27 protein-coding genes are annotated in these 23,336 nt (G+C 55.1%); 13 read left to right on the top strand and 14 right to left on the bottom strand.

Going from position 1 to position 23,336, the window contains the following annotated elements; translation table 11 throughout:
- Nucleotide 1 precedes the first annotated feature (1 nt).
- The 3 genes from MY069_RS01145 to MY069_RS01135 all read right to left on the bottom strand — a co-directional run bounded on the left by MY069_RS01145 (nucleotide 2) and on the right by MY069_RS01135 (nucleotide 3,074).
- Nucleotides 2-1,318 carry an NAD(P)/FAD-dependent oxidoreductase gene (locus tag MY069_RS01145; protein ID WP_482795241.1) on the bottom strand — a complete coding sequence of 439 codons (1,317 nt, stop codon included), beginning with the start codon at nucleotides 1,316-1,318 and terminating at the stop codon, nucleotides 2-4.
- On the bottom strand, nucleotides 1,315-2,748 hold the full coding sequence (locus MY069_RS01140) for a cryptochrome/photolyase family protein (protein WP_482795240.1): 1,434 nt from the start codon (nucleotides 2,746-2,748) through the stop codon (nucleotides 1,315-1,317). Before MY069_RS01140 ends, MY069_RS01145 begins: the two co-directional genes overlap by 4 nt.
- Before the next feature lie 92 nt (nucleotides 2,749-2,840).
- Entirely contained in the window at nucleotides 2,841-3,074 is a 234-nt protein-coding gene (locus tag MY069_RS01135) for a hypothetical protein (protein WP_482795239.1), read from the bottom strand.
- On the opposite strand from MY069_RS01135, the gene MY069_RS01130 reads away from it, so the two are divergent.
- From MY069_RS01130 to MY069_RS01120, 3 genes are all read left to right on the top strand, one after another.
- Nucleotides 2,988-3,647, top strand: a complete 660-nt coding sequence (locus MY069_RS01130; protein WP_482795238.1) for a hypothetical protein — start codon at nucleotides 2,988-2,990, stop codon at nucleotides 3,645-3,647. The two genes, MY069_RS01135 and MY069_RS01130, sit on opposite strands and share 87 nt — an antisense overlap.
- Nucleotides 3,644-3,835, top strand: a complete 192-nt coding sequence (locus MY069_RS01125; protein WP_482795237.1) for a hypothetical protein — start codon at nucleotides 3,644-3,646, stop codon at nucleotides 3,833-3,835. Before MY069_RS01130 ends, MY069_RS01125 begins: the two co-directional genes overlap by 4 nt.
- A 63-nt stretch (nucleotides 3,836-3,898) precedes the next feature.
- Entirely contained in the window at nucleotides 3,899-4,840 is a 942-nt protein-coding gene (locus MY069_RS01120; RefSeq protein WP_482795236.1) for a radical SAM protein, read from the top strand.
- Here MY069_RS01120 and MY069_RS01115 read toward each other — a convergent pair.
- Both MY069_RS01115 and MY069_RS01110 read right to left on the bottom strand, forming a co-directional pair.
- Complete coding sequence (locus tag MY069_RS01115) at nucleotides 4,837-5,211, bottom strand: DUF6285 domain-containing protein (protein WP_482795235.1); 375 nt, start codon at nucleotides 5,209-5,211, stop codon at nucleotides 4,837-4,839. The genes MY069_RS01120 and MY069_RS01115 overlap by 4 nt on opposite strands.
- Nucleotides 5,204-6,199, bottom strand: a complete 996-nt coding sequence (locus MY069_RS01110) for a phosphotransferase family protein (RefSeq protein ID WP_482795234.1) — start codon at nucleotides 6,197-6,199, stop codon at nucleotides 5,204-5,206. Before MY069_RS01110 ends, MY069_RS01115 begins: the two co-directional genes overlap by 8 nt.
- Nucleotides 6,200-6,273: 74 nt before the next feature.
- On the opposite strand from MY069_RS01110, the gene MY069_RS01105 reads away from it, so the two are divergent.
- Nucleotides 6,274-7,011 carry a DUF502 domain-containing protein gene (locus tag MY069_RS01105; protein ID WP_482795233.1) on the top strand — a complete coding sequence of 246 codons (738 nt, stop codon included), beginning with the start codon at nucleotides 6,274-6,276 and terminating at the stop codon, nucleotides 7,009-7,011.
- Here the strand turns inward: MY069_RS01105 and recG are convergent.
- Complete coding sequence (recG, locus tag MY069_RS01100; protein WP_482795232.1) at nucleotides 6,961-9,030, bottom strand: ATP-dependent DNA helicase RecG; 2,070 nt, start codon at nucleotides 9,028-9,030, stop codon at nucleotides 6,961-6,963. The genes MY069_RS01105 and recG overlap by 51 nt on opposite strands.
- 118 nt (nucleotides 9,031-9,148) lie before the next feature.
- On the opposite strand from recG, the gene MY069_RS01095 reads away from it, so the two are divergent.
- Nucleotides 9,149-9,424 (top strand): FAD assembly factor SdhE, encoded by a 276-nt coding sequence (locus MY069_RS01095; protein WP_482795231.1) that lies wholly within the window; start codon nucleotides 9,149-9,151, stop codon nucleotides 9,422-9,424.
- Nucleotides 9,425-9,531: 107 nt separating this feature from the next.
- Complete coding sequence (locus tag MY069_RS01090) at nucleotides 9,532-10,959, top strand: pilus assembly protein TadG-related protein (RefSeq protein ID WP_482795230.1); 1,428 nt, start codon at nucleotides 9,532-9,534, stop codon at nucleotides 10,957-10,959.
- A gap of 80 nt (nucleotides 10,960-11,039) precedes the next feature.
- Here MY069_RS01090 and rplI read toward each other — a convergent pair whose 3' ends face one another.
- The 4 genes from rplI to MY069_RS01070 all read right to left on the bottom strand — a co-directional run bounded on the left by rplI (nucleotide 11,040) and on the right by MY069_RS01070 (nucleotide 13,262).
- Nucleotides 11,040-11,624: a 50S ribosomal protein L9 gene (gene rplI / locus MY069_RS01085; RefSeq protein ID WP_482795229.1), complete on the bottom strand. Its 585-nt coding sequence runs from the start codon at nucleotides 11,622-11,624 to the stop codon at nucleotides 11,040-11,042.
- Nucleotides 11,625-11,636: 12 nt separating this feature from the next.
- Nucleotides 11,637-11,906 (bottom strand): 30S ribosomal protein S18, encoded by a 270-nt coding sequence (gene rpsR / locus MY069_RS01080; RefSeq protein ID WP_482795228.1) that lies wholly within the window; start codon nucleotides 11,904-11,906, stop codon nucleotides 11,637-11,639.
- A gap of 17 nt (nucleotides 11,907-11,923) precedes the next feature.
- Nucleotides 11,924-12,262, bottom strand: a complete 339-nt coding sequence (rpsF, locus tag MY069_RS01075) for a 30S ribosomal protein S6 (RefSeq protein ID WP_482795227.1) — start codon at nucleotides 12,260-12,262, stop codon at nucleotides 11,924-11,926.
- Between the two features lie 181 nt (nucleotides 12,263-12,443).
- Nucleotides 12,444-13,262 (bottom strand): isocitrate lyase/PEP mutase family protein, encoded by an 819-nt coding sequence (locus MY069_RS01070; protein WP_482795226.1) that lies wholly within the window; start codon nucleotides 13,260-13,262, stop codon nucleotides 12,444-12,446.
- Nucleotides 13,263-13,379: 117 nt separating this feature from the next.
- Between MY069_RS01070 and fabD the strand changes: the two genes are divergently transcribed.
- From fabD to gmk, 7 genes are all read left to right on the top strand, one after another.
- Nucleotides 13,380-14,330, top strand: coding sequence for an ACP S-malonyltransferase (fabD, locus tag MY069_RS01065; RefSeq protein ID WP_482795225.1), 951 nt, complete (start codon nucleotides 13,380-13,382; stop codon nucleotides 14,328-14,330).
- Nucleotides 14,331-14,346: 16 nt separating this feature from the next.
- Nucleotides 14,347-15,084 (top strand): 3-oxoacyl-[acyl-carrier-protein] reductase, encoded by a 738-nt coding sequence (fabG, locus tag MY069_RS01060; RefSeq protein ID WP_482795224.1) that lies wholly within the window; start codon nucleotides 14,347-14,349, stop codon nucleotides 15,082-15,084.
- A 126-nt stretch (nucleotides 15,085-15,210) separates the two neighbouring features.
- Nucleotides 15,211-15,447, top strand: a complete 237-nt coding sequence (locus tag MY069_RS01055) for an acyl carrier protein (protein WP_070959565.1) — start codon at nucleotides 15,211-15,213, stop codon at nucleotides 15,445-15,447.
- Nucleotides 15,448-15,457: 10 nt separating this feature from the next.
- A complete protein-coding gene (gene fabF, locus MY069_RS01050) occupies nucleotides 15,458-16,753 on the top strand; it encodes a beta-ketoacyl-ACP synthase II (RefSeq protein WP_482795223.1) in 1,296 nt (431 codons plus the stop codon).
- A 57-nt stretch (nucleotides 16,754-16,810) separates the two neighbouring features.
- Nucleotides 16,811-17,836, top strand: coding sequence for an endolytic transglycosylase MltG (gene mltG, locus MY069_RS01045; RefSeq protein ID WP_482795222.1), 1,026 nt, complete (start codon nucleotides 16,811-16,813; stop codon nucleotides 17,834-17,836).
- Nucleotides 17,836-18,717 (top strand): YicC/YloC family endoribonuclease, encoded by an 882-nt coding sequence (locus MY069_RS01040; RefSeq protein WP_482795221.1) that lies wholly within the window; start codon nucleotides 17,836-17,838, stop codon nucleotides 18,715-18,717. Before mltG ends, MY069_RS01040 begins: the two co-directional genes overlap by 1 nt.
- Complete coding sequence (gene gmk / locus MY069_RS01035; RefSeq protein WP_482795220.1) at nucleotides 18,707-19,351, top strand: guanylate kinase; 645 nt, start codon at nucleotides 18,707-18,709, stop codon at nucleotides 19,349-19,351. The genes MY069_RS01040 and gmk overlap by 11 nt, the downstream gene beginning before the upstream one ends.
- Here the strand turns inward: gmk and MY069_RS01030 are convergent.
- Genes MY069_RS01030 through MY069_RS01015 form a run of 4 tightly spaced genes read right to left on the bottom strand, consistent with a single transcriptional unit; the run spans nucleotide 19,348 to nucleotide 23,307 of the window.
- On the bottom strand, nucleotides 19,348-20,211 hold the full coding sequence (locus MY069_RS01030; protein ID WP_482795219.1) for an aldose 1-epimerase: 864 nt from the start codon (nucleotides 20,209-20,211) through the stop codon (nucleotides 19,348-19,350). The two genes, gmk and MY069_RS01030, sit on opposite strands and share 4 nt — an antisense overlap.
- The gene (gene rsmA / locus MY069_RS01025; RefSeq protein ID WP_482795218.1) at nucleotides 20,195-21,046 is read right to left on the bottom strand and encodes a 16S rRNA (adenine(1518)-N(6)/adenine(1519)-N(6))-dimethyltransferase RsmA; all 852 of its coding nucleotides are present in this window, start codon (nucleotides 21,044-21,046) and stop codon (nucleotides 20,195-20,197) included. Before rsmA ends, MY069_RS01030 begins: the two co-directional genes overlap by 17 nt.
- Entirely contained in the window at nucleotides 21,039-22,049 is a 1,011-nt protein-coding gene (pdxA, locus tag MY069_RS01020; protein WP_482795217.1) for a 4-hydroxythreonine-4-phosphate dehydrogenase PdxA, read from the bottom strand. The genes rsmA and pdxA overlap by 8 nt, the downstream gene beginning before the upstream one ends.
- 7 nt (nucleotides 22,050-22,056) lie before the next feature.
- Nucleotides 22,057-23,307: a peptidylprolyl isomerase gene (locus MY069_RS01015; RefSeq protein ID WP_482795216.1), complete on the bottom strand. Its 1,251-nt coding sequence runs from the start codon at nucleotides 23,305-23,307 to the stop codon at nucleotides 22,057-22,059.
- Nucleotides 23,308-23,336: the final 29 nt, after the last annotated feature.

Below are 23,336 nucleotides of genomic sequence, written 5' to 3'. Positions count from 1 at the left end.
ATTAAAGGGCTCCAACCGCGACTTTATCAGTTTTCGGCATTTCCGTCACGGCGGCGCTGATCTCGACGCCTTCCGGTGACCATGGCACCTGGCCGCCCAGTGAAAGGGCGCAGGATAGACCTGATTTCAAACCGTCTTCATGGAAGCCGCTACCCATCCAGGCGCCGGCCAGCCAAATGCGATCTTGGCCTTGCTCGCGTTTTAGGGCGCGAACAGCGGCCTCGGCTGGCGCATCAAATTGCGGATGGGCCTTTTCCATACTCGCAAAAGTGAGATCGGCAGCCGGCGGCTTTTCAGGGTTTAGTGTCACGAAAAGCGGCTTGTCATTGGGCAGACCTTGCAGCCGGTTCATCCAGTAAGTGAGGCACATTTCTGGCGTGTTTTGTTTGATCACATTCCAACTTGCCCAGGCCGCTTTCTTCTTTGGCATGAGGCTGGCGTCGCGATGCAAATAGATCGTGTTTGGCCGGTATCGGAGAGATCGTAATAGGAAGGATTTGCTCTCAAACGCAGGATCCAAGAGCTGAAGCGCTGTATCCGAGTGCGTCGCGATGATCACATCATCATAGACCGAGGTTGGCCCATTGATCAGATCGATCCGGACCTTGTCGCCAAACGGACGAACGGATTTAACACCGGCACCGAGCTTTAATCGATCTCCGAGCAAATCGACGAGCTTGCTGACATAATTGCGGGATCCTCCCGACACGGTCCGCCATTTTGGGCGCTCCTTATGCATCAGTCGGTGGTTTTCAAAGAATTGGAAAAAGCTGATCGCCGGATAGTCCATCATTTCCGCTTCAGGCGTCGACCAAATCGCGCCGCCCATAGGTAGGATATAATTGTCCAGGAAATCCTGATCGAAGTCGTGCTTGCTGAGCCATGACCCGAGCGACACATTCTCGATCTTGCCAGCGTGTAACTCTTCACGAGCAAGATCGTTAAACTTCAAAATAGTACGCCAGAACCGATGGAACTTCGGGCGGAACAGATTGCGTTTTTGCGCGAATATCCCGCTCAGTGTAGAGGCCCACTCATATCCATCGGGATTAGAAACCGCGAAGCTCATATCGCTCGCTTCGGTTTCCACGCCGAGCGCGTCAAAGAAGCCAATCAAGTTCGGATAGTTCAGCGCATTATAGACGATAAAGCCGACATCGACGCTGAGTGGCGTGCCATCATAATCGACATCCATTGTATGCGCATGGCCGCCAGCGCGATCATTGGCTTCATAGACCGTGATCTCGGCTGTATCTTTTAAGGCATAAGCGGCGCCTAATCCTGAAATTCCAGATCCGATAATGGCGATTCGTTTCATGCAGCTTCGCGCCTTTCTTTGAGGGTCGCATAAGCCGCTAGCGCGCGTTCGCGCCCGGCTTTATGATCTATGATTGGAAGAGGATATGTCTCGCCGAGCTTGATGCCCGCCTCGTGCAAGATGAACGGCCCAGCTTCCCAAGGCTGATACAAATATTTCCGTGGCAGGCGCGCGAGTTCGGGGCACCATTTGCGGACATAATCGCCGCTCTTGTCAAACTTTTCGCCTTGCGTGATCGGATTAAACACGCGGAAGTAGGGCGCTGCATCTGCGCCAGATCCGGCGGTCCACTGCCAGCTCGCGCTATTGGAGGCCGGGTCAGCGTCGACCAGCGTATCCCAGAACCATTCCTCGCCATGCCGCCAGTGAATGAGCAGATGTTTGGTTAGGAAGCTTGCAACAATCATCCGAACGCGATTGTGCATCCAGCCTGTGTGCCAAAGCTGGCGCATGCCCGCATCGACAATGGGATAACCCGTCAGACCTTTTTGCCAGGCGATCAGGTCTTCGCGGTCTTCGCGCCACGGCATCAAATTGAAATCAGGTTTGAAATTCTCGGTGGCGAGGTCTGGATTGTGATAGAGCAAGACGTAAGAGAAATCGCGCCAAACCACTTCTGACAAAAAGTGATGGCCGCCTTTCTCATCAATCTCACCCGCATCCATTTTGGACTTGGTGGCGCGCCAAATTTGGGCGGGTGAAATTTCACCAAAAGCGAGGTGGGGGGAGAGGCCAGATGTGCCGTCTTCCAGGTCTGGCCGGTTTCGGTCGTCTTTATAAACAGAGACACCGCCGTCTAAAAACCTCGCAAGCCGCGCCTTTGCGCCCGCCTCGCCGGGCGTCCAAAGAGCATTGAAGCCTTTCGACCAATCAGGCCGTGTCGGGTGGAGTTTCCATTCTGAGAGCTCTTCTGACCGAACCGTGGGAGAGTTAAGCTGCGCTGGTGCCGCAATTCGCGGCGGCATTTGATAATTGGCTTGAACCGAGCGCCAATAGGGCGAGTAGACTTTGTAATATCCACCAGAGCCGGCTTTTTGACTCCAAGGCTCAGTGAGAACAGATCCGTTAAAGCTCTCAGCGGAGATGCCTCTATCTTTCAAGTGAGACTTGATCTCGGTGTCGATGTCACGACCGGGTTGTTCGTATCGCCGGTTCCAAAACACAGCCTTCGCGCCGGTTTCGGTGATGACCTGATCCAAGATTTCTTTGGCTTTTCCGGAACGGAGGAGCAGGCGCCCCCCGATCTTCTCAAGATCACTCGCAAGCGCGCGAAGCGACTTATCGAGCCACCATTGTGTGGCGGCGCCCATCGCGCGACCTTCTTGCATTTCTTCCAACACGTAGAGGCAGACTACATTGCCGCCCGAAGCCGTAACCGCCGCACCAAGAGCCGAATTGTCATCGAGGCGCAGATCGCGGCGAAACCACATAATCGCAGGCGCTGTTGATGACTTAGAAATGACCGATCCTCCACGCGCTTAGGCTGTATAGTCTTGATACGACACACTTTCCGGATCGGATTTCAAAAAATGTAGGAAACTGCAGTCGCGCGATTCTGGTGGTGGCGCCTGGCCGTGAAACGGATTAGGCAAGAGCGATGACCAAGACCGTGATCTGTATGAAGTGGGGCGAGCGCTACCCGGCGCATTTCGCCAACCGGCTCTACAATATGGTGCGCCGAAATGTGACCGGTGACCTCCGTTTCGTCTGCTTCACTGATGATAAAGAAGGGCTGCTGCCGGAGGTTGAATATCAACCGCTGCCGCCAATTGAGTTGCCTGAAAAATATCGCTGGTGGCCATGGCGGAAAATCTCTCTTTGGCAAGCCGGACTGGGCGGTCTCGAAGGCGAGGTATTGTTCCTAGATGTCGATCTGATCGTTACGGGAAATATGGATCCGTTCTGGGAGTTCCATCCCGGCGAAATGTGCATCGCCGAGAATTGGACGCAAAAAGGCATGGGTATCGGAAACACCTCTGTCTACAAATGGACAATTGGTGAGCACACAGAGATCTTCGAGAAATACATGCGTGACAATCAGCCGATCCACGCTGAGTTTCGCGCAAGCCAGCAATACGTATCGGCAATGATCCCAGACAAAGTCTATTGGCCAGAAGAATGGTGCGTGAGTTTCAAACACTCGCTGATGCCGAAATTTCCGATGAACTGGTTCCAGACGCCAAAACTACCGCCAGAAACAAAGATCGTCGCTTTCACAGGACGGCCAGATCCGGATGAGGCGCGAGACGGCAAATGGCGAGCGCCATTGCATAAGAAAATCTACAAACATGTGCGGCCCACGCCCTGGATCGAAGAGCATTGGCGGTGAGCGCGAGCGAAATAAGCGCGAGAGATGCTGCAATAGCTTTGCTCACGCAATATGGCGAAGATGCGAGCGTGATTGCCACCCTACGCGCAGCCGAAGTTGCGGCCATGGGTGATGTCGATGCGCTCGCCCGCTGGGATGCCGTGATTTCCTTCCTGGAAGAGGGGCCCGCGCCAAAACAGTTAAGCTAAGAGATGTCAGTGATTAACGCCTTTGTGACTTCGCTTTTTAGACAAATCGCTTAGACACATTGCATGTCTGGCACTGTTCTTATTGAAAAATTTCAAGATCCACGCGTCACTATTAAAGGTGAGCCGCGCGCAACAGTCTCCTACAATCAAACCAAGACGCTTTGGTTCAACACCGGTACGCTGTGCAATATCGAGTGTGTGAACTGCTATATTGAAAGCTCGCCAACCAATGACCGGCTGGTCTATCTAACGGTCGCGGACGTCGTTCCATTTCTGGATGAGCTGGATTCCGCTGGAGAACGCGGGATCGAAATCGGGTTCACCGGTGGCGAACCTTTCATGGCGCCGGAAATGCTCGACATTTTGGAAGTTGTGCTGAGGCGCGGCCATTCGGTCCTGATGCTGACCAACGCCATGCAGCCGATGATGCGGCCAAGGGTCAAAGGCGGCTTGATGCAGTTGCGAGAAGACTTTGGTGAGAAGCTCACAATGCGGGTTAGCCTCGACCATTTTTCCGCTGATTTGCACGATCAAGAGCGCGGCCAAGGATCTTATGACCTGGCCATGAAAGGCCTTCGCTGGCTCTCTGAGAATGGCTTCAAATTGGCCCTCGCTGGCCGCACGATTTGGGGCGAAGACGAGCAACATTCCCGCATTGGCTATGCCGATGTCATCTTGCGAGAGAAACTCGCAATTGATCCGTCAAATGCCAGCGAGTTGGTATTGTTTCCCGAAATGAAGCCGGATGGCGATCCGCCGGAAATTACGACGGCCTGTTGGGGGATTTTGGATAAAGATCCAAATGAGCTGATGTGCGCGTCGCAACGCATGGTGGTGAAGCGCAAAGGGGCGAGCAAGGCCTCCGTCGTAGCTTGCACGCTGCTTCCCTATGACGAACGTTTTAATCTGGGTGAGACGCTAGAAGGCGCACGCCAGGACGTGTCTCTAAATCACTCTTATTGCGCAACCTTCTGCGTGCTCGGCGGCGGCAGCTGCTCCGCTTAGCTTTTCGCTGTCTTCAGGCCTGAATAGCGCGGTTGATCAATCTCGACCTGCGCCATGGTGGTCGTTTTCAAATGTGCCAATAGACCAGGCGTATCGGCGGTCATTTCTCCAGATCTGATGAGCGCGCTCAGCTTTTGATTGAGCACTTCAGTACTTTCATCGCCCGCTGCGTCCAGCAGGTCGATCAAGCCTTGGCGCTCTTCCAGATCGGCTTTCGGTCGCTGTTCGAGATCGCGCAACACGGTGGCCAGCACATTGCTCGCCACGCGCGCATGAAACGCCGCATGCCCAGTCAGTTCCGGTCCGGCGGTCTCATCGATGAAGGATTTCACCGCTGTGACCAATTCTAACACGCTCGGTTGATCATGCATGTGCGGTCTCCAATAGGTTGATGAGATCGATTTCCGTCTCAGAGACACGCCGACCGATCGCCGCGCGCTCGACACTGGGATCGGCGCCAGAGCGGAAGGCTTCATACATGATCATGCACATGATCCCCCATTTCAGGGTGCCGAGCATCTCCCACCAATCAATGTCTTTCGCGGTGAAAGCCGAGCCGGCCTGGCCATTATAGACCGCTAATAGATCTTCGAGTTGTCCGAAACCACCAACCCGATTGTGACTCTGACCGAAACGCCACGAATTGACGCAGAGCCAAGCGATATCTTCTCGCGGATCTCCTAGATGTGCGAGTTCCCAATCGAGAACAGCGACCAAGCCGTTCTCATCAATCATCAAATTTCCCAGCCGAAAATCACCGTGGACCAGAACCGCATCAAGCGGCTCCGGCGCGTTTGATTTGAGCCATTGTAGAGCAAGCTCAAAGACTGGGCGCGGGACATCAAACCCGCGGTAGATGTCTTCATATTGGGCGATTTGTGCGCACCCATCGCTCTGCTGCAATGCTTTGGGCAGCCCGTCCAATTCTATTGAGTGGATATTCGCGAGCGCATCTCCGCATTGCGCCGCAAGTGCAGAACGGGCGCTTGTAAATTCGTCATTGCGGAGGATTGGCCGGGCGATGGTTTCACCCAGCACGCGGCTCATCAGAAACCCATCTCCAATACCATCCTCGGGCGCTAGGACGTGTAGAATTTTCGGAACCGGAACACCGGCCTGTTCGGCGGCCTCTATCAGTTTCGCTTCAGTAGGTAATCCAATGGCTGCTGATGAGCGGGCTTTGCTGGTGCCACCTGGCGCGCGGCGGAGGATCGTCGATTGTCCACTGCCCGCCAGGGCCCAAGTTTCCTGACTAGCACCCCCGGAGAGACGCTCGAAACGCTCTAAAGCGTGGGATTCTCCAAAAACTCTTGTGAAAAGAGCATGAAGTCCGGTTTCAAAATCAGATTTGTTTCCCATCTTCGCCACAATTAACGTCAAACTAGGTAACGCCAAGCTATAACGGCGCGGTAGGCGAGGCTGAGGATTAAGCAATGTCGAAGGGTAAGACCCCTCAAGAGATGATTTCTGACGTGAACAAGCCCAAACCATTGGGGCTTTTTGCATGGCTGCGGGGACGCTTTTTTGCCGGGATGGTGATTGCTGCGCCTTTGGCCGCAACCTTCTTCATTCTGCAGTTTTTAATAACGTTCATTGATAACCGAGTGAAGCCGCTCCTGCCGCCGCTGCTGCAACCTGAAACCTATACCAATTATGCCATTCCAGGATTTGGCGTCCTGGTCTTGGTCATCGCATTGACAATTCTCGGCGCCGTGACAGCGAACTTGATTGGGCGATCCCTTTTGGCCGCCACCGACCGAATTCTCAGCCGTATACCGCTTGTTCGGAACGTCTATGCAGCGTTGAAACAGCTGACCGAAGTGCTCGCCAATAACCAACAAGCGAGCTTTGATCGCTGTGTCATGGTCGAATATCCCAAAAAGGATTCGTGGTGCATCGCCTTTGTTTCGTCCAACGCCAAAGGCGAGATTGGAACAAAGCTTGGCACGACAAAGATCGGTGTCTTTGTGCCGACCACGCCGAACCCGACATCAGGGTTTCTGATTTATGTCGAAGAATCTGAGACGATTGCGCTCGATATGACCGTCGAAGAAGGCGCCAAGATGATTCTGACGGCGGGACTGGTCGTACCGGACTTTGAGCCGGATGGTGCCTTAGAATCAGTCGCTAAACCTGAGATCGGGACTGAGAAGCTGACTGAGCAAGCCTAAGCCATCGGCACGGGCTTTAGAGATTTCATCCGCCGATTCCACTGCACTTTGGGCATCTTTGCGCGCGATATCGATCAGGTCGGAATGTTCCGGTAAATTGATCAGGCGGTAGTCGACGAGGCCAGACTGGGCCTTGCCGAGCAGATCTCCCGGCCCGCGTAAACGGAAGTCGGCTTCAGCGATCTCAAACCCGTCCTCAGTCTGGCGCAGCGTATCTAACCGTTCTCTCGCCATTTCAGTCAGCGGCGCGCGATAGAGGAGCAAGCAGAAGCTCTTCTTGGATCCGCGGCCAACCCGGCCGCGCAATTGGTGTAATTGCGCCAGGCCAAAGCCTTCGGCCCGCTCAATCACCATGATGGTCGCCTCGGGAACGTCAACGCCGACTTCGATGACGGTGGTCGCCACTAAGACTTGGGTTTGCCCCGTTCGGAACGCCTCTAAGGCCGCGTCTTTGTCTTCGCCTTTCAACCGGCCATGCACGAGTCCGACGTTTGTCTGTAGCGCGTCTTGAAGCATGGCGGCGCGGGCAACGGCGGAACTTGAGTCTTCTTCATCGGCATCGACCCGTGGGCAGACCCAGAAAACCCGCTCGCCGCGAGATAGGGCGCGTCCGACTGCATCGACCGTATCGCCGAGCCGTGTGTCAGGGATCGCACGCGTTTCGACCGGCTGTCGACCTGCGGGTTTTTCGTCGAGGATTGAGACGTCCAGGTCGCCATGGACGGTTTGCGCCAGCGTGCGGGGGATCGGCGTCGCTGACATGACCAACATGTGCGGGGCTTTGCCCTTGCTCATCAGTTTCATGCGATCAGCCACGCCGAACCGATGCTGCTCATCAACAATCACCATGGCGAGCCGTTTGAAGCTGACGCCCTCTTGAAACAGCGCATGCGTTCCTGCGATGACTTGGATTGTGCCATCTGCTAGGCCCATAAGCGTGGCTTCACGGGCTTTTCCCTTGTCGCGACCGGTGAGTACAGAAACCCGGTAACCGAGAGGAGAGAGCAGAGCGTCCAGTGTGTCATATTGCTGGCGCGCCAAAACCTCAGTTGGCGCCATGAACGCCGTTTGAAACCCGCCCTCTGCAGCTTGTACAGCGGCGAAGGCGCCGACCAGCGTTTTACCGGCACCGACGTCCCCTTGCAGCATGCGTCGCATCGGATGGCTCTCAGCAAGGTCTGCCATGATCTCTTTGGTGGATCTGATTTGGGCGTCTGTGGGTTTGTAGCGCAGGGTTTTGACGAGGCGATTTAGCGCCTCACTCTGGGGCGGAACCGAGTTCGCCGATTGCGAGCGACGTGTGGTGCGCACGCGCGCGAAACTGAGCTCCCGAGCAAGCGCTTCATCATAGGCAAGGCGGGTTCTGGCGTGATGGATTTTCTCTTCGTCAAACGCCTCTGGGGCATGAACCCAAGTCAGAGCGTCGACGAAACTCGGCCAATTTTGGGCCTCTAGAAGATGCGGATCGACCCATTCTGGCCAGCTCGCGTCGACAAATTCCAAAGCGGCCTTGGCGGAGGCATGGACGCGCTTATTGGTGAGGCCTGCCGTCAACGGGTAGATGGGTTCAACTGGTGGCGGCAATTCACCCTTGGCAGGATCCATGATGAAATCAGGATGGCTCATCTGGCGTTCACCCTGCCATTCGGTCACTTTACCCGAAACGATCCGTTCCTTCCCGACTGGAAATTGGCTTTGCAGCCAACGACCATCGGCGCGGAAGAAAGTCAGCGTCAAAAACCCGGACCCATCAAACATCTGCACCCGTGTCGGTGCCCGGTCATTATAGGGGGCTTTGACCGCATGAACCTCGCCTCGCACCGTCGCGACTTCATCTGGAATGAGGTCATCGAAACTATCGCGCGGACGTCGGTCTAGCCAACGCTCGGGCATATGCAGCAAGAGATCCCAAATCGCTTCCCCTCCGACCAATCGCTCGAGCAAAGGCTTCAGCTTTGGTCCAATGCCAGGCAGGGCGTTCAACTGCTGAAACAGAGGAAAGAGACGCTCATCACGCATAAAACCTTTATGCGACGATCTGAACCTTGCTTACAAGGGGCTGCTGCGCCCGCGACAGGTTATCCCTGTGCAGAATGAGTGCGCTGATCTATCTCTGGTGTGAGTAGGAGAATTTGCCATGAGCAGTGCTGAGTTGGACGAACGTCGCAGGAAGCTGAAATTTCGGGCATGGCGACGCGGGTTTCGCGAGATGGATTTGCTCATGGGGTCGTTCGCTGATGCTCATATTTCAGGATTGAACGATGATGATCTTTCGGAGTTTGAGCGCTTGCTGTCGACGCCGGATTGGGAAGTCTATGCCTGGCTGATCGGGCAGAAAACGGTGCCCGGGAATTTCCAAAGCGACTTGCTTACTCGGATGATGGAGTTTCGCTATGAAGCCCATGCGGGCTAGTCGGAAGGTTTCAGAAATTCATCAAATTTGATGTAAATTCCCACATGCAACCTAAGGTGGATATTATTCATTCTTAGGTAGGTCATTCCCCAACGTGGGATGACAAAATGTTAGATAAGCTATTCAAAAACGAACGCGGCAATGTGGTTATGATCTTTGCCTTGGCATTGATTCCAATCCTCGCCGTGGCCGGTTCTGCGATTGATATATCGCGCATGCAATCAGCTAAGATCCAAATGGCCTCGCTTTTGGACCAAGCGGTTCTAGCGTCTGCGAACTTATCCTACACGGACGATCCAGAAGTTTTGATCGAAGACTGGATGAAGTCGCAAGTTAGCCAGTTTGGCTATGATCCAGATGATCTGGAGGTGACCGTCGTCTCAAACGTCAACCTCAATGCGAAAGATGTCTCTGCAACAGCGCGCCTGACCTTGGACACGGCCATCATGTACATTTTTGGTCAGGACCGGGTGACGATTGAGGTTGAATCCCAAGCAGTTCAGTCGATTACAAATATCGAGATCGCGATGGTCTTGGATATTTCATCCTCTATGCGGGGCAATCGCCTAACCAGTTTGAAGACCGCGTCGACCGACTTTATCGACATCATGCTGACCCCCGACACGCTGAATACGACCTCCATCAATGTTGTGCCGTTCGGCGGAACCGTGAATATCGGTGACAGCTTGTTTGCCAAATTCGCGGTTCAGACGACCGATTCATCGACCATTATCGATCCCGATGAGGACGAGTATGATATCGGTACCAATGTCGAAACCACTCCCTTCCGGTTCTCGGATGGAGAGACCTGTATCGAGGCGGTTCAGGACGATTATGACACGGAAATGATCCCTGACTTCAGTCGCGGCCAGGTTCCAGATTTCTGGCGCTGGTGGAATAATCACCCGTGGTGCCCGGAAGATGCGAGCGCGGTATTTTTGAACTCAAACAATCCAACCGCATTGAAAAACCACCTGAACGGAATGGTCCTGTCAGACGGCACGGGAATGGATATTGGAACGCTTTGGGGGCTGAAAGTGCTGTCACCGAGCTTCCGGGGCGAACTTGGAGGCGATTTCGCTGGCCGACCGCTGGAATATGACATTCTCGAATCGCAGAAAGTTATGATCATCATGACCGATGGGGCGATCACGGCTCAGAACCGCCCCGAAGATCCTGCAATCGGCAATGTTCACACCAACCGCCCGACAAATCGAGAGCCACACACCAATGCGATCTCGAATCAAGGCAACCGTCAGAACATGCAGACCACGCGCGGTCGGGGCAGTGCAACAACCTCAGCGATGAATGATAGCGGCGTTGGACGCTTTAAAAAGGCGTGTAACGAAGCCAAATCCCGCGGTGTTCAAGTCTTCACGATCGGGTTCCAAATCAGAGCTGGGTCTCTACCAGACCGGATCCTGGAAGAATGCGCGACCAGCATTTCTTACTATTATCACGTGGAGGGCTTGGACCTCAGTGCCACGTTCCAATCGATCGCGGCCCAGGTGAATGCTCTGCGGATTACGCAATAAGCTTCTAATCTATATCTCAAAGAAAAAGGCCGCCCAGAAACGAGCGGCCTTTTGAATTTTTGGGCTACTGTCAAGCCGACTTATTCGTCACCTTCAGGCGCCGTATCGAGCTCAGCGGCTGCTTCAGCCATTTCTGAAGCTTGCTCTTCCGCTGCAGCAGACTGTTCCGCTTGCAGCGTCTGGATAATGTCTTCACCAGCGGCTTGACGCTCTGCTTCATCTTCAGAACGTGCGACGTTGATGGTGACGTCAACACGAACTTCAGCGTGAAGGCGAATGCCAACTTCATGTAGGCCGAGCGTTTTGATCGGCGCATTCAGGCGAACCTGCTCACGCTTGATTGCATGCCCAGCATCGCCGGCAGCTTCGACGATATCACGTGCAGACACGGAGCCGTAAAGCTGTCCTGTAGCGCCAGATTGGCGGATTAGGATGAACGTGTTGCCATCGAGCTCTTCGCCAGACTTAGTCGCGGCGTCGCGCGCTTCCGCGTTGCGCTTTTCCAGCGCATCACGTTCCGCTTCGAACCGCGCACGGTTCTGGTTGTTAGCGATCAGCGCTTTGCCCTTTGGCAACAAGAAGTTGCGAGCAAAACCGTTCTTGACGCTAACCTCGTCGCCGAGGCCGCCAAGATTTTCCACGCGTTCGAGGAGAATAACTTGCATTGTCTGTCTCCCTTATTTCACGGTGAATGGCAGCAGAGCGAGCATGCGAGCCCGTTTGATCGCTTTTGCCAGTTTGCGCTGGTTCTTGAAGTTCACAGCGGTGATCCGAGACGGAACAATTTTGCCCTTCTCAGAAATATAGCGCTGCAGAAGCTTCACGTCTTTATAATCGATTTTCGGAGCTTTCGCGCCGGAAAACGGATCAACCTTACGGCGACGGCCAAACGAGCGGCGTGCCGGAATGTTGGTGATGTTCATGCCCGAAGTGTTTCTAGAAGCCATGATGTCTATTCCTTCTTCTAGTCGTCGCGACGATTTTTACGGCTCATCATCGGAGAAGGGTTCTCATCGAGCTCTTCTACTTTGATGGTCATATAGCGCATGATGTCGTCGGAAATCCGGTGCTGACGCTCCAATTCGTGGATCGCTTCAGCTGGTCCGTCGATGTTCAGCAGGGAATAGTGTCCCTTGCGCTGTTTATTGATCGGATAAGAAAGGTTGCGGAGACCCCAATATTCGGACTTCGCGACTTTCGCGCCTTGCTTGTCGAGGAAGGTCGACAATTCTTCCATCAAACCTTCAACTTGTGCAGGTGAGATGTCCGGCCTCGCAATGAGGACGTGCTCGTATAGTGCCATTATGTCTTTCCCAAAGTTCTGGTTTGCGGCGCAGATGGGCGGGAAGACCCTTCCACGATGGCCCCTCTTGCTCGGCTCATTCCGAGGGCGAGGACCGCAAACCGTGCGAAGCGCGGCTTAAAGCGCAGACAAAGGCGAAAATCAAGTCCGTTCTTGCAGAGTGGAAATACCTGAAGCGCCTTTATTCATCGACCATTAGCTTAATAATCTTGGCAGCCGGAGTTCCGTCTTGCGTAAAGTCAAAACTGCCTTGATCGAGTAGCTCTCGTCCGGCCTTGTAAACTGCATCCATAGCGAGGATCCCGAGCGACCCACCGAGGCTAATTCGTCGGACTCCCATATTGGCCAATTGGGCGATCGGGACGAGCCCCTCTTTAGGGCCACGCAGGACATTGATAGGACGATCGACTGAATCAAGCACGCTTCGAATATCGGCCAGACTGCGAAGGCCGGGAGCATAGAGAACATCCGCGCCCGCTTCTTGATAGGCTTGCAGACGTTTGATGCTGTCAGCGAGATCTCCATCACCCGTGAAGTGGTTTTCCGCACGAGCGGTCAAGACAAACGGAAACGGTAGGCTATGGGCGGCTTCGGCGGCAGCTGCCACGCGCTCTTTCGCGAGCTCGATGTCATATAGTTGCCCCGGTGTGCCTGTGAAATCCTCGATCGAGCCGCCAACGAGCCCTGCATCGGCGCCCAGCCGGATCGTCTCTGCACACGCCTCTGGTGAGTCTCCAAATCCGTTCTCGAGATCCGCGGAAACCGGGAGATGGGTTGATCGGCAAAGCTCGCCGACATGGGCAATCACCTGATCGCGACTGAGTTCATAATCATTCACGCCGGTCGAGCGAGCAAAGGCCGAACTCGTACTCGCCAGAGCCTTGAATCCCATATTGGTCATCAATTTTGTGGTTCCGACATCCCATGGATTAGGAATGATAAAACACCCAGTGTCATGCAGCGCCTGGAAAGCTTCGCCTTTGGACTTTTGATCAATCATCTTGCGCCTCCATTCGTCATCAGGAAAGTAAACCGTGACCAAAGCGAACGCCACCTGATACTTGCGCATATCGGCGCAGCGTCTTAAGCGGGCGCCAAATCGAGTATAGGAGCGCATATGAGCAAGTTTGCGTTTATCTTCCCCGGACAGGGCAGCCAGTTCATCGGGATGGGCAAAGACCTCGCCGACAATTTCGCGTCTGCGAAAGCTGTTTTTGAAGAAGTAGATGCGGCCCTTGGTCAGGACTTGTCGGGTCTGATCTGGTCCGGGTCTGAGGATGAGCTGAAGCTCACCGCCAATACCCAGCCTGCATTAATGGCCGTCAGCGTCGCCGCGATGCGCGCTCTGGAAGAAGCCCATGGCATTGGCGCTGATAAGGCCGCTTTTATAGCGGGCCACTCGCTCGGTGAGTATTCCGCGCTTGCATCGGCTGGCGCGATTTCAGTTGGCGATTGCGCGAAAGTGCTGCGGATCCGGGGCAATGCGATGCAAGACGCTGTCCCCGCCGGAGAAGGGGCCATGGCTGCGCTTTTGGGCGCGAGCCCTGAACAGGCGGCTGGTCTGTGCGCAGCAGGTGCATCTGAAGGGCCTTGCGAGATTGCGAATGACAATGCGCCGGGTCAAATTGTGATTTCAGGTGCCAAGGCCGCGGTTGAACTGGCGATTTCTGGCGCAAAAGAAGCCGGCGTGAAGAAAGCGGTTCTGCTGCCTGTGTCCGCGCCCTTCCATTGTTCATTGATGCAGCCGGCTGCGGATGCGATGGCGGAAGCTCTGTCCAACATTAAGATCAAATCACCTTCTGCGCCGCTTGTGGCGAATGTCACCGCGGCCGCAGGATCAGATGCCGGTGCGATCCGCCAGCAATTGATTGATCAGGTTACCGGACAGGTTCGATGGACCGAATCGGTTCAATTCATGGCCGCAGAAGGCGTAGAGGTCACCATCGAAGCTGGCGCCGGAAAAGTTTTGAGCGTGATGAACCGCCGCACGGTTCGTTCGCTCGAGGGCCTCACCATGGGTACACCAGAAGAAATCGAGGCCGTCGCAGAACGGCTAAACGCTGAATAAAGGCAGGAGAGCGAATATGTTCGAACTGAGCGGAAAAACCGCGCTCGTCACAGGCGCAACGGGCGGCATTGGCGAAGCCATCGCCCGCACCATGCATGCAGCAGGCGCAGAAGTCGTTCTGTCAGGACGCCGGGTTGAAAAACTCGAAGCTCTTGCCAGCGAACTCGGCGAACGAACGCATATTGCGCCTTGCGATCTTTCAGATCCAGAGCAAGCCGATGCGTTAGTCGGCCAAGCAATCGAAGCCGGCGGCAAGCTAGATATTCTCGTCGCCAATGCTGGGGTGACGCGCGATAAGCTGCTCATGCAGATGAAAGATGAGGATTTTCAAGACATTATCCGTGTGAATTTGGAAAGTTACTTCCGGCTTTGCCGCAAGGCCGTACGTCCAATGATGAAAGCGCGTGGCGGCCGGATTATCGGAATTGCATCCATTGTTGGGGTCACCGGAAACCCAGGCCAATCGAATTATTGCGCATCAAAAGCCGGCATGATCGGCTTCACCAAATCGCTCGCCCAAGAAGTTGCGAGCCGCGGAATAACGGCGAATACAATCGCGCCCGGATTTATCGAATCACCGATGACGGATGTGCTGCCAGACGCTCAAAAGGAGCTGCTTCTGGGCCAAATTCCGTCTGGGCGCCTTGGGGTTGGAAAAGATATTGCAGCGGCAGCTGTATATCTCGCCTCTGACGAAGCTTCATATATGACGGGACAAACCCTACATGTGAATGGCGGAATGGCGATGATCTAGGGGATTGCCCCATCGTCATTACACTTTCCGCAGTATGCAGGGCTTGGCGTTGTCGCAAAGTGTGTGCTAACGGCAACACCATGGCCCACAGAAGCCTATCCATCAGACAATATCAGAGAGGTATCCATGTCTGACGTTCTTGAGCGTGTTAAAAAAATCGTTGTCGAAAATCTCGACGTTGAAGGTGACAAAGTTGTAGAGAGCGCAAGCTTTATCGACGATCTCGGCGCAGACTCACTCGACCTGGTCGAGCTGGTCATGGCGTTTGAAGAAGAATTCAACATTGAGATCCCTGACGACGTGCAGGAAAACATCCGCACCGTTGGTGATGCGGTCTCTCACATCAACGCCCATATCGGATAGAGGTTGATAGATGCGCCGCGTTGTCATCACAGGAATCGGAATCATTTCGCCCCTCGCTGCAAATCGAGAGGCGAGCTGGGAGCGTTTAATCGCTGGGGAATCTGGAGCAGGACCGATCGATACATTCGATCCGGAAAACACTGCTTGTAAGATTGCTTTCCAAGTCCCCTACAAAGATGGCCGCGGCGGCGGATCTGAAGACGACCCGCATGCGTTTGACCCAGATAGCGTGGCAAGCGCGAAAGAAAGACGACGCATTGATGAATTCATCCTGTATGCGATTGGCGCGGCTGAAGAAGCTGTCCAAGATTCAGGTTGGGTTGCTGAAACCGATGAGCAACAAGAGCGCACAGGCGTTCTGATTGGATCGGGTATTGGCGGTCTGCAAAGCATCTATGACTCGTCGATCAATCTATACGAGAACGGGCCGCGCAAAGTGAGCCCTTTCTTCATTCCCTCGGCATTGATCAATTTGGCCTCAGGCCAAGTTTCGATCAAACACGGCTTTAAAGGCCCGAACCATTCGGTCGTTACAGCTTGTGCGACCGGCGCCCACGCCATCGGTGATTCAGCGCGTCTGATCCAATACGGCGATGCGGACGTCATGGTGGCTGGCGGATCTGAAGCTGTGATTTGTGAGCTAGCGATTGCGGGTTTCTGCTCAGCCAAAGCGATGTCGACCAAATATAATGATGAACCCAAACGTGCCTCGCGTCCTTATGATGAGGGTCGTGATGGTTTTGTTATGGGTGAAGGTGCCGCTGTTCTCGTGCTTGAAGAATATGAGCACGCCAAAGCCCGTGGCGCTAAAATCTATGCTGAGGTGGCCGGATATGGCCTCACGGGCGATGCGCACCACATCACAGCTCCTGCGGAAGGCGCTGAGGGCGGTTACCGCGCCATGAAAATGGCGGCTGGTCATGCCGAGCGCAATCCAGGCCTCACGCTTGACCAAATCGACTATGTCAACGCCCACGGCACCTCGACACCACGCGGTGATGAGGGTGAAGTCGGCGCCGTTGAGCGCCTATTTGGCGACCACTCGAAAAACCTGTCTCTGTCTTCTACGAAATCTGCGGTCGGGCATTTGCTCGGCGCGGCTGGGGCGATTGAGACGGCGTTCTGCGCCTTGGCCATCCGCGATCAGGTCATGCCGCCGACTTTGAACTTGGACAATCCAAGTGTTGAGTCGCCGATCGATTTGATCCCGCACAAAGCTAAGAAGGCTCCGGTTCGCGCCGCAATGACCAATTCATTTGGTTTTGGCGGAACCAACGCATCCTTAATTTTGAAGCAGGTTGACTAGTCGCCCGACTAAAGCGACCAAAATAACGCTGGGGCCCTGAGTTTTGAGAAGGTCTAAATGCGTTTTATAAAAGCACTCTTCGCGCTGGTTCTGGTCGGCGCCATTTTAGGTGGCGCGGCGATCGGATATGGCTGGTTCTGGTTGCAAGGCGAAGTCGCAAAGCCAGGCCCCCTTAGTCAAGAAATGGAATTTACGATTGAGCGGGGGGAAGGCCTTGCCAGCGTTGCTAACCGGCTTGAGAGCCTTGGCCTCATTGAAGATAGACGGATCCTGCGTCTGCAGGCGCGATTGGATGATGTTGAGAGCGACATCAAGGCGGGCTCCTATGTTGTGCCGGCCCGGGCCAGTGTCGTGGAAATCCTCACTCAATTCGTCGAAGGGAAGGTGATTGAATTTCGCCTCACCATTCCTGAGGGCCTGACGACGGCACAAATCCTACGCCGGGTCGAGGCGGCCGATGATCTTGTTGGCGATATGCCGGAACGGAGTTTCGAAGAAGGCGTTCTGCTGCCTGATACCTATGCGTTTGGGGCTGGAACAACGCGTACGCAGTTCATTGAGCGGATGGAGGCGGCCCAGGACGCGTTACTCGAGCAATTGTGGGATGACCGGCAAGATGGTTTGCCCATCACGACGCCGTATGAAGCGGTCATTCTCGCCTCCGTGGTTGAGAAAGAAACGGCCAGTGCCGATGAGCGCCCATTGGTAGCGGGTCTCTTTGTTGGCCGCTTGAAAAAGGGCATGCGTCTAGAGAGCGATCCGACGATTATTTACGGCGTTTCCCAAGGCGAACCACTTTACAATCGCCAGGGACAGCGCCGCACGCTGTATCGCTCCGAAATCGATCGCAAGACCGACTGGAATACTTATCAAATCGACGGTCTGCCAAAGACCCCGATTTGTAATCCCGGACGGGACGCGATTGCTGCCGTGCTCAATCCACCGGAAACCGATTATGTGTTCTTCGTTGCTGATGGCAGAGGTGGACATCTCTTCGCGAAGACCTATGCCGAGCATCAACAGAATGTGGCGGCCTATCGCCGCTTTGAGCGGGGCGAGATTGCCCGCGAACGGGAGAATTGATGGCCTTATCAGGGATGACCGGCTTCGCGCGAGAAAGCGGCGAAGCGGCATGGGGAACATGGAGTTGGGAAGCGCGCAGCGTAAACGGTAAGGGCCTTGATGTGCGCTTAAATGTGCCGTCTGGGCTCGAAGTGATTGAGCAAGCGATGCGCAAAGCCGTCAGCGCTCAGTTTCATCGCGGCAATCTGCAAATCGGGTTGCGGATCGAGCTGACGGGATCTGACAAGATTGCGGTCAATGAGTCTGTATTACAGACCCTGGTAAAAGCCTATGAGACGGCAGATGGAACGATGGCGACTGGACCGGCGCTCGCAACGCTGATGGGCATCAAAGGCGTTGTGGAGGCCCAGTCGACGTCAATAAGGGATTTGGCGAAGATTGATGGTGCGGTCGATGCCTTAATCGCATCAGGGCATAAGCTGATCGAAGGCTTAGCGTCAGCGCGCGGCAAAGAAGGCGAAGACGTGCACGGCATGCTAACCGGACATTTGTCCGAGATGGCGAATTTTACTAAACAAGCCACTGAATTTGCTGAAGAACAAAGGAAATTGATCGCAGATAAATACCGCGAACGGATCGCGGAGTTTGACAGTGAAGGCGCGGTTTCGGACGAACGTTTGGCGACGGAAATCGCCGTATTGGCGGCGAAAGCAGACGTCACGGAAGAGCTTGATCGCCTTGGCGCTCACATCAGCCGGGGCGAAGATCTGTTGAAAAGCGATGGCGCCGTTGGCCGAGACCTTGGATTTCTGGCGCAAGAACTGAACCGAGAAGCCAACACGCTTTGCTCAAAGTCTGCATCCTTAGATTTGACGAATGCCGGTCTTGCGCTCAAAAGCGTGATTGATCAGTTCAAGGAGCAAGCCGCGAATGTCGAATAGCGCTGACCAAGACCCGCGCCGTGGCCTCATGCTGGTCATTTCCAGTCCGTCAGGTGCTGGAAAGACCACGCTCGCGCGCATGCTCATGAAAGAGTTTGAAGACGTTGTGCTGTCGGTCTCTGCCACCACCCGCGAAGCGCGCCCGAACGAGAAAGACGGGATTGATTATCATTTCCGAACTGAAACCGAGTTTCGCGAAATGATAGCTGGCCGCGAGTTCTTAGAATGGGCGAAAGTCTTCGATCGTTACTATGGCACGCCGCGCGCGGACACGGTCGCGCAACTCGAGATCGGCAATGACGTTCTTTTCGATGTGGATTGGCAGGGCGCTGACGCTTTGCACGATCAGATGCCGAATGATTGCGTCTCGGTCTTTGTATTGCCGCCGAGCATTGAAGCGCTCGAACAGCGCCTCGCGGCCCGCGAAGGGTCGACGCCGGATATGGTCGCGCGCCGGATGCGGGATGCCCAAGCTGAGATCTTGCATTGGCGGCGATATGATTACTGTATCGTCAATGACGATTTGCAAGAAGCGTATGAAAAGCTCCGCCGAATCCTACTGGTTGAGCGCACAAAACGTCTGCGTGAACACAAGCTCGAAGATCACGTCCGGCGTTTGCTGGGCGAGCTCTAGCGCGCCACAGTTAGCCTAATTGTACCGCGTAGCGTTTCACCTGGCGCGAGCCAGCGTTGCCCTGTCACATCGTCTGCAAGCGCACCGTTCACCGCATTCGGCGCATGCGTGATCGGCTCAGCGCAGAAATAGTCTTCGCCGGGCGGCACATAGATCGTCGCATTCGCAAAGACTGGATCTGAGACCATCGTCACAGCGTGTGTGGGCCACGACATCCGAATGACCGGCTCAGCAACTCGAAACGCTGTGTCCAACTTTAAATCTTCCACTCGGCGCCCTGGCGTTAAATCGGCCTCAGGCTCGATCGGCACCGGTAGGTTTTCACCGGTCTCTTCATTTGGCTGCCATTCGTGCGTGGTCGGAAGCTTGAGCGTTGCGTCTTTGCGATAGAAATAGGGATGCCACCCTAATCCTGCAGGCATCGCATCTGGGCCTTGGTTGGTGAGCTCCATGTCTAGGACTAAACTCTCATCCTCCAACTGGAATGTCTGCGAGGTGGTATAAGTCCAAGGCCAAGCATCGGCGTCGTGAACATGAACAAGCCGCGCGCTGGTCTGCGTTTGATTCTCGATTTTCCACGCTGTCTGCCATCCAAAGCCGTGGATGGAATGGGGTTCGGGAGGCAGGTTTGGATGCAATTGGATCTGGTTTCCGCTGACATGGCAGCGCCCATTATGAATTCGCCCAACATAAGGAACCATCGGAAAAGCCGAATAGTTGCGGGGATCAAAAGCCGGTCCGATGCGCGACGGCGCAGACCGGAGGATCTCTAAATCGTTATGTTTGAAGCTGCTCACCGACCCACCCGCGGCAGGATCGAGCTCTAATGAGAGGTCCCTGTGATCAAGCCTTATGCGCATGCTGCGCCTCCCCAAACTTACCTGCCAAAGCTCGAAACTGAATCTGGGTGAGCGTTTCGGCGCGTGCGGTTGGATCTATGTCGCAGGATTCTAACCATTGCACAGCGTCAAGCTGGACGGTTTTAGCGAGTGGTTTGAGTGATGCTCGCAGCATTTTTCGCCGTTGCCCGAAAGCTGCAGTTGCCACTTTCTCGAGCGCTGCGAGATCTTTGACACGCGCGTTTTTGCTTAAGGGCCGGAACACCGCCACAGCGCTGTCGACTTTCGGTGGCGGACGAAATGCACCAGGCGGTAGCGTGAACGAGATCGCGGCATCGCAAACCCCGGCGGTAAGAACCGCAAGGCGACCATAGTGACGGTCGCCGGGTCGCGCGCACGTCCGCTCGGCCACCTCCTTCTGAAACATCAAGGCCATCTCGCCGCGCCAGTCGCCGGCTTTGAGCCAATCCACTAAAAGCGGTGTGCCGACATTATAGGGTAGGTTGGCGATAATCATTACCGGCTGCGTGGCTTCGGCTACGGCGTGAAGGCGCTCCCATTCCACTTTGCGCGCATCATGTTGCAGCACGCGCAATCGTCCGCTTTCAGCCTCCGGCCAAGCATTCAACGCGGCGGCAAATCTTTCATCCGCTTCGACGCAGGTGAGGGTTTTCGCGCCGGCATCCAGAAGCGCGCGTGTCAGCCCGCCGGGCCCCGGACCAACCTCGATGACATCACGACCCTCAACTGAGCCTGCCGCGAGCGCGGTGCGCCTCAGGATATCTGGATCGAACAGGAAATGCTGTCCCAGCGCTTTGCGCGCGCGGGCTTGAGTCAGGTCAGGGCGGTCAGTCATGCGACTGCGCTCGCTGTTTCGCCATTTTGTCGGCGAGCCTCAGCGCCGCGATCAAACTGTCAGGGCGACAAGTGCCCTCGGCCGCGGCCTCATAGGCCGTGCCGTGATCAGGGCTGGTGCGGATAATGGGCAGACCCAGCGTCGTGTTCACGCCGCCCCACATGTCGAGTGTTTTCACGGGGATAAGGCCTTGATCATGGGTCATCGCGATGACGGCGTCGAAGGCGCCGGACAGGGCCTCATGAAATACGGTATCGCCGGGACGTGCATCAGAAATATCGACGCCGCGGCTTCTCAGTGCTTGCGCAACCGGATTGATAATATCGCGCTCTTCGGAGCCGATTGTTCCGCCTTCACCCGCATGCGGATTGAGGCCGGTAAATGCCAATCGCGGCGAGGCGATACCAAAATCGTGTTGCAGGGCCTGATGGGTGATTATGGCCGTCTTTGTCAGCGTATCCGGAGTCAAGTGATCGAGCACGCGCATCAAGGGCACGTGGATCGTTGCCAGCGCAACATTGAGCCCGCCGCCGACGAGCATCATAACCGGTTTGATCGACTTGTCTGGCGTTGAGCAAAGGTCTGCGATGTATTCGGTGTGGCCGGGAAACGTAAACCCTGCCTCATATAGGATGGCTTTGCTAATCGGATTGGTCACGACGGCCGCTGCGTCTCCGCTGAGGCAAAGCTTTGTGGCGGTGGCGATACTCTCTGTGATCGCGCCCGCATAGTCCGAGCTGGGATGACCAGCTTTAACACGATCACCGGCTTCCATCTCGATCGGCAGGACGGGCAGGACAGATCCGAATGCTGAGCGCACATCGCTTGGTTTGGAGATTTCCGTGACCGGCACGTGACCCGCGAACAGGCGAGGGTCGGCGATGACGAAAAAGGGCGGGAGGCCCAGCGCGTCGCGGTCCTTCCATGCAGATACGGTAATTTGTGGCCCGCACCCAGCAGGGTCCCCCATCGTGACCGCGAGAGGTGTCTTAGCCCCGGTCACATCCAAACTACTGTCTTCGGATGATCGTCGCTTCGCGGCGAAGATTTCGCAGGCTGCGCTCTGAAATCATGCCGAGTTGTTCGCTGTAAAGGCGATCTTCGATCTGATCCCGATTTGGTAGCGCTTCAACATTGTCGCGGCGGCCGCAGACAAACATCGCGGCAAGGGTTCCTGACTGCGCGAAAATATCCGTTGATGAACCAATTTCGGTGTTGAGCACCATAGAGCGCCCTTCAGGGCCGAGGTCTTCGACATCTAGATCGTTCAGCCCGACGGAGCGCAAATTGGAGTCGGCGCCGACCACATCCTCAATCGCGTCGCAATCTTCGATCTGATCAATCGCGGCTTGCAAGCTTTGTTCGGACCCATCATTCACCGTCACGCGCGTGACATCGACCATCGTGGTCGAATCAGAAGGATCGCGCTTGCTACGGACATTAATCAGATAAACACCATCTTCTACGGCAATCGGTTCCGTTAGACCTGGTCCCGGCAGTGCAGAAATGGCGGCTTTGCGGGCATCATCAAACTCATCGAGCACGATCCAGCCCATATCACCGCCTGTCGCGGCGGTTGGCGCGGAAGAGAATCGCTGCGCCGCCACTTCAAACGGCGCGCCGGCCCGCAATTGCTCCAAAATCGAATTCGCCGCGAGAAGCGCTTGTTCTTTATCGGTTTCCAAGGGCGCGTAGAGGAAGATTTCTGAGGTGAGATATTGTTCTTTTTTGGCGTCGGCCTGCAAACGTTTCAATTGTTCAGAGATTTGGTTGTCCGAAATCCGAATACGCGAGCCATACAGGCCGCCCATAATCCGGCGCCAGGCAATATCAGCGCGGGTTTGTTCTTCAAGACTGTTCGGGTTTACGCCAGACTGGATCAAACTCTGCATTAGCGCGTCGCGCGACACCCCAGATTGCGAAGCGAGCCGATCGATTGAGTTTGCAATATCGGCATCGCTGACCTGCACCTCATATTCTGCCGCTTCTTGTAGTTGCAGCGTTTCATCGATTAGCTGTTCAAGCGCTTGTGTGGTGAATTGTTGGATCTGTTCTTGGGTTGGCTGTTGCCCGCCCAGGCTCAAGAGCAGCAAGCGTGCGCGTTGTCTGACATCGGTAAAAGAGATCGGATCGTCATTTACGACCGCCACAATGCCTTCAATTTGCTGCACTTCAGGCGCAGCGGGAGCGACCTCTTGTGCTGACAGCGTGGCGCATCCGGCGAACGCCATAATTGAAGCAAGCGTGATTGATCGAAGCATACTCTATCTCCTGCAGGTCCCAGACCCAC

This window comes from Hyphomonas sp. ske169, assembly GCF_056850855.1.
This window is presented reverse-complemented; position numbering and strand designations above follow the sequence as displayed.

Excerpts from the sequence above, each read along its gene's own strand:
- MY069_RS01145 (WP_482795241.1), bottom strand. The coding sequence starts at position 1,318 with ATGAAACGAATCGCCATTATCGGATCTGGAATTTCAGGATTAGGCGCC.
- MY069_RS01140 (WP_482795240.1), bottom strand. The coding sequence starts at position 2,748 with ATGTGGTTTCGCCGCGATCTGCGCCTCGATGACAATTCGGCTCTTGGT.
- MY069_RS01130 (WP_482795238.1), top strand. The coding sequence starts at position 2,988 with ATGGTGCGCCGAAATGTGACCGGTGACCTCCGTTTCGTCTGCTTCACT.
- MY069_RS01120 (WP_482795236.1), top strand. The coding sequence starts at position 3,899 with ATGTCTGGCACTGTTCTTATTGAAAAATTTCAAGATCCACGCGTCACT.
- MY069_RS01115 (WP_482795235.1), bottom strand. The coding sequence starts at position 5,211 with ATGCATGATCAACCGAGCGTGTTAGAATTGGTCACAGCGGTGAAATCC.
- MY069_RS01110 (WP_482795234.1), bottom strand. The coding sequence starts at position 6,199 with ATGGGAAACAAATCTGATTTTGAAACCGGACTTCATGCTCTTTTCACA.
- MY069_RS01105 (WP_482795233.1), top strand. The coding sequence starts at position 6,274 with ATGTCGAAGGGTAAGACCCCTCAAGAGATGATTTCTGACGTGAACAAG.
- recG (WP_482795232.1), bottom strand. The coding sequence starts at position 9,030 with ATGCGTGATGAGCGTCTCTTTCCTCTGTTTCAGCAGTTGAACGCCCTG.
- MY069_RS01095 (WP_482795231.1), top strand. The coding sequence starts at position 9,149 with ATGAGCAGTGCTGAGTTGGACGAACGTCGCAGGAAGCTGAAATTTCGG.
- MY069_RS01090 (WP_482795230.1), top strand. The coding sequence starts at position 9,532 with ATGTTAGATAAGCTATTCAAAAACGAACGCGGCAATGTGGTTATGATC.
- rplI (WP_482795229.1), bottom strand. The coding sequence starts at position 11,624 with ATGCAAGTTATTCTCCTCGAACGCGTGGAAAATCTTGGCGGCCTCGGC.
- rpsR (WP_482795228.1), bottom strand. The coding sequence starts at position 11,906 with ATGGCTTCTAGAAACACTTCGGGCATGAACATCACCAACATTCCGGCA.
- rpsF (WP_482795227.1), bottom strand. The coding sequence starts at position 12,262 with ATGGCACTATACGAGCACGTCCTCATTGCGAGGCCGGACATCTCACCT.
- MY069_RS01070 (WP_482795226.1), bottom strand. The coding sequence starts at position 13,262 with ATGATTGATCAAAAGTCCAAAGGCGAAGCTTTCCAGGCGCTGCATGAC.
- fabD (WP_482795225.1), top strand. The coding sequence starts at position 13,380 with ATGAGCAAGTTTGCGTTTATCTTCCCCGGACAGGGCAGCCAGTTCATC.
- fabG (WP_482795224.1), top strand. The coding sequence starts at position 14,347 with ATGTTCGAACTGAGCGGAAAAACCGCGCTCGTCACAGGCGCAACGGGC.
- MY069_RS01055 (WP_070959565.1), top strand. The coding sequence starts at position 15,211 with ATGTCTGACGTTCTTGAGCGTGTTAAAAAAATCGTTGTCGAAAATCTC.
- fabF (WP_482795223.1), top strand. The coding sequence starts at position 15,458 with ATGCGCCGCGTTGTCATCACAGGAATCGGAATCATTTCGCCCCTCGCT.
- mltG (WP_482795222.1), top strand. The coding sequence starts at position 16,811 with ATGCGTTTTATAAAAGCACTCTTCGCGCTGGTTCTGGTCGGCGCCATT.
- MY069_RS01040 (WP_482795221.1), top strand. The coding sequence starts at position 17,836 with ATGGCCTTATCAGGGATGACCGGCTTCGCGCGAGAAAGCGGCGAAGCG.
- gmk (WP_482795220.1), top strand. The coding sequence starts at position 18,707 with ATGTCGAATAGCGCTGACCAAGACCCGCGCCGTGGCCTCATGCTGGTC.
- MY069_RS01030 (WP_482795219.1), bottom strand. The coding sequence starts at position 20,211 with ATGCGCATAAGGCTTGATCACAGGGACCTCTCATTAGAGCTCGATCCT.
- rsmA (WP_482795218.1), bottom strand. The coding sequence starts at position 21,046 with ATGACTGACCGCCCTGACCTGACTCAAGCCCGCGCGCGCAAAGCGCTG.
- MY069_RS01015 (WP_482795216.1), bottom strand. The coding sequence starts at position 23,307 with ATGCTTCGATCAATCACGCTTGCTTCAATTATGGCGTTCGCCGGATGC.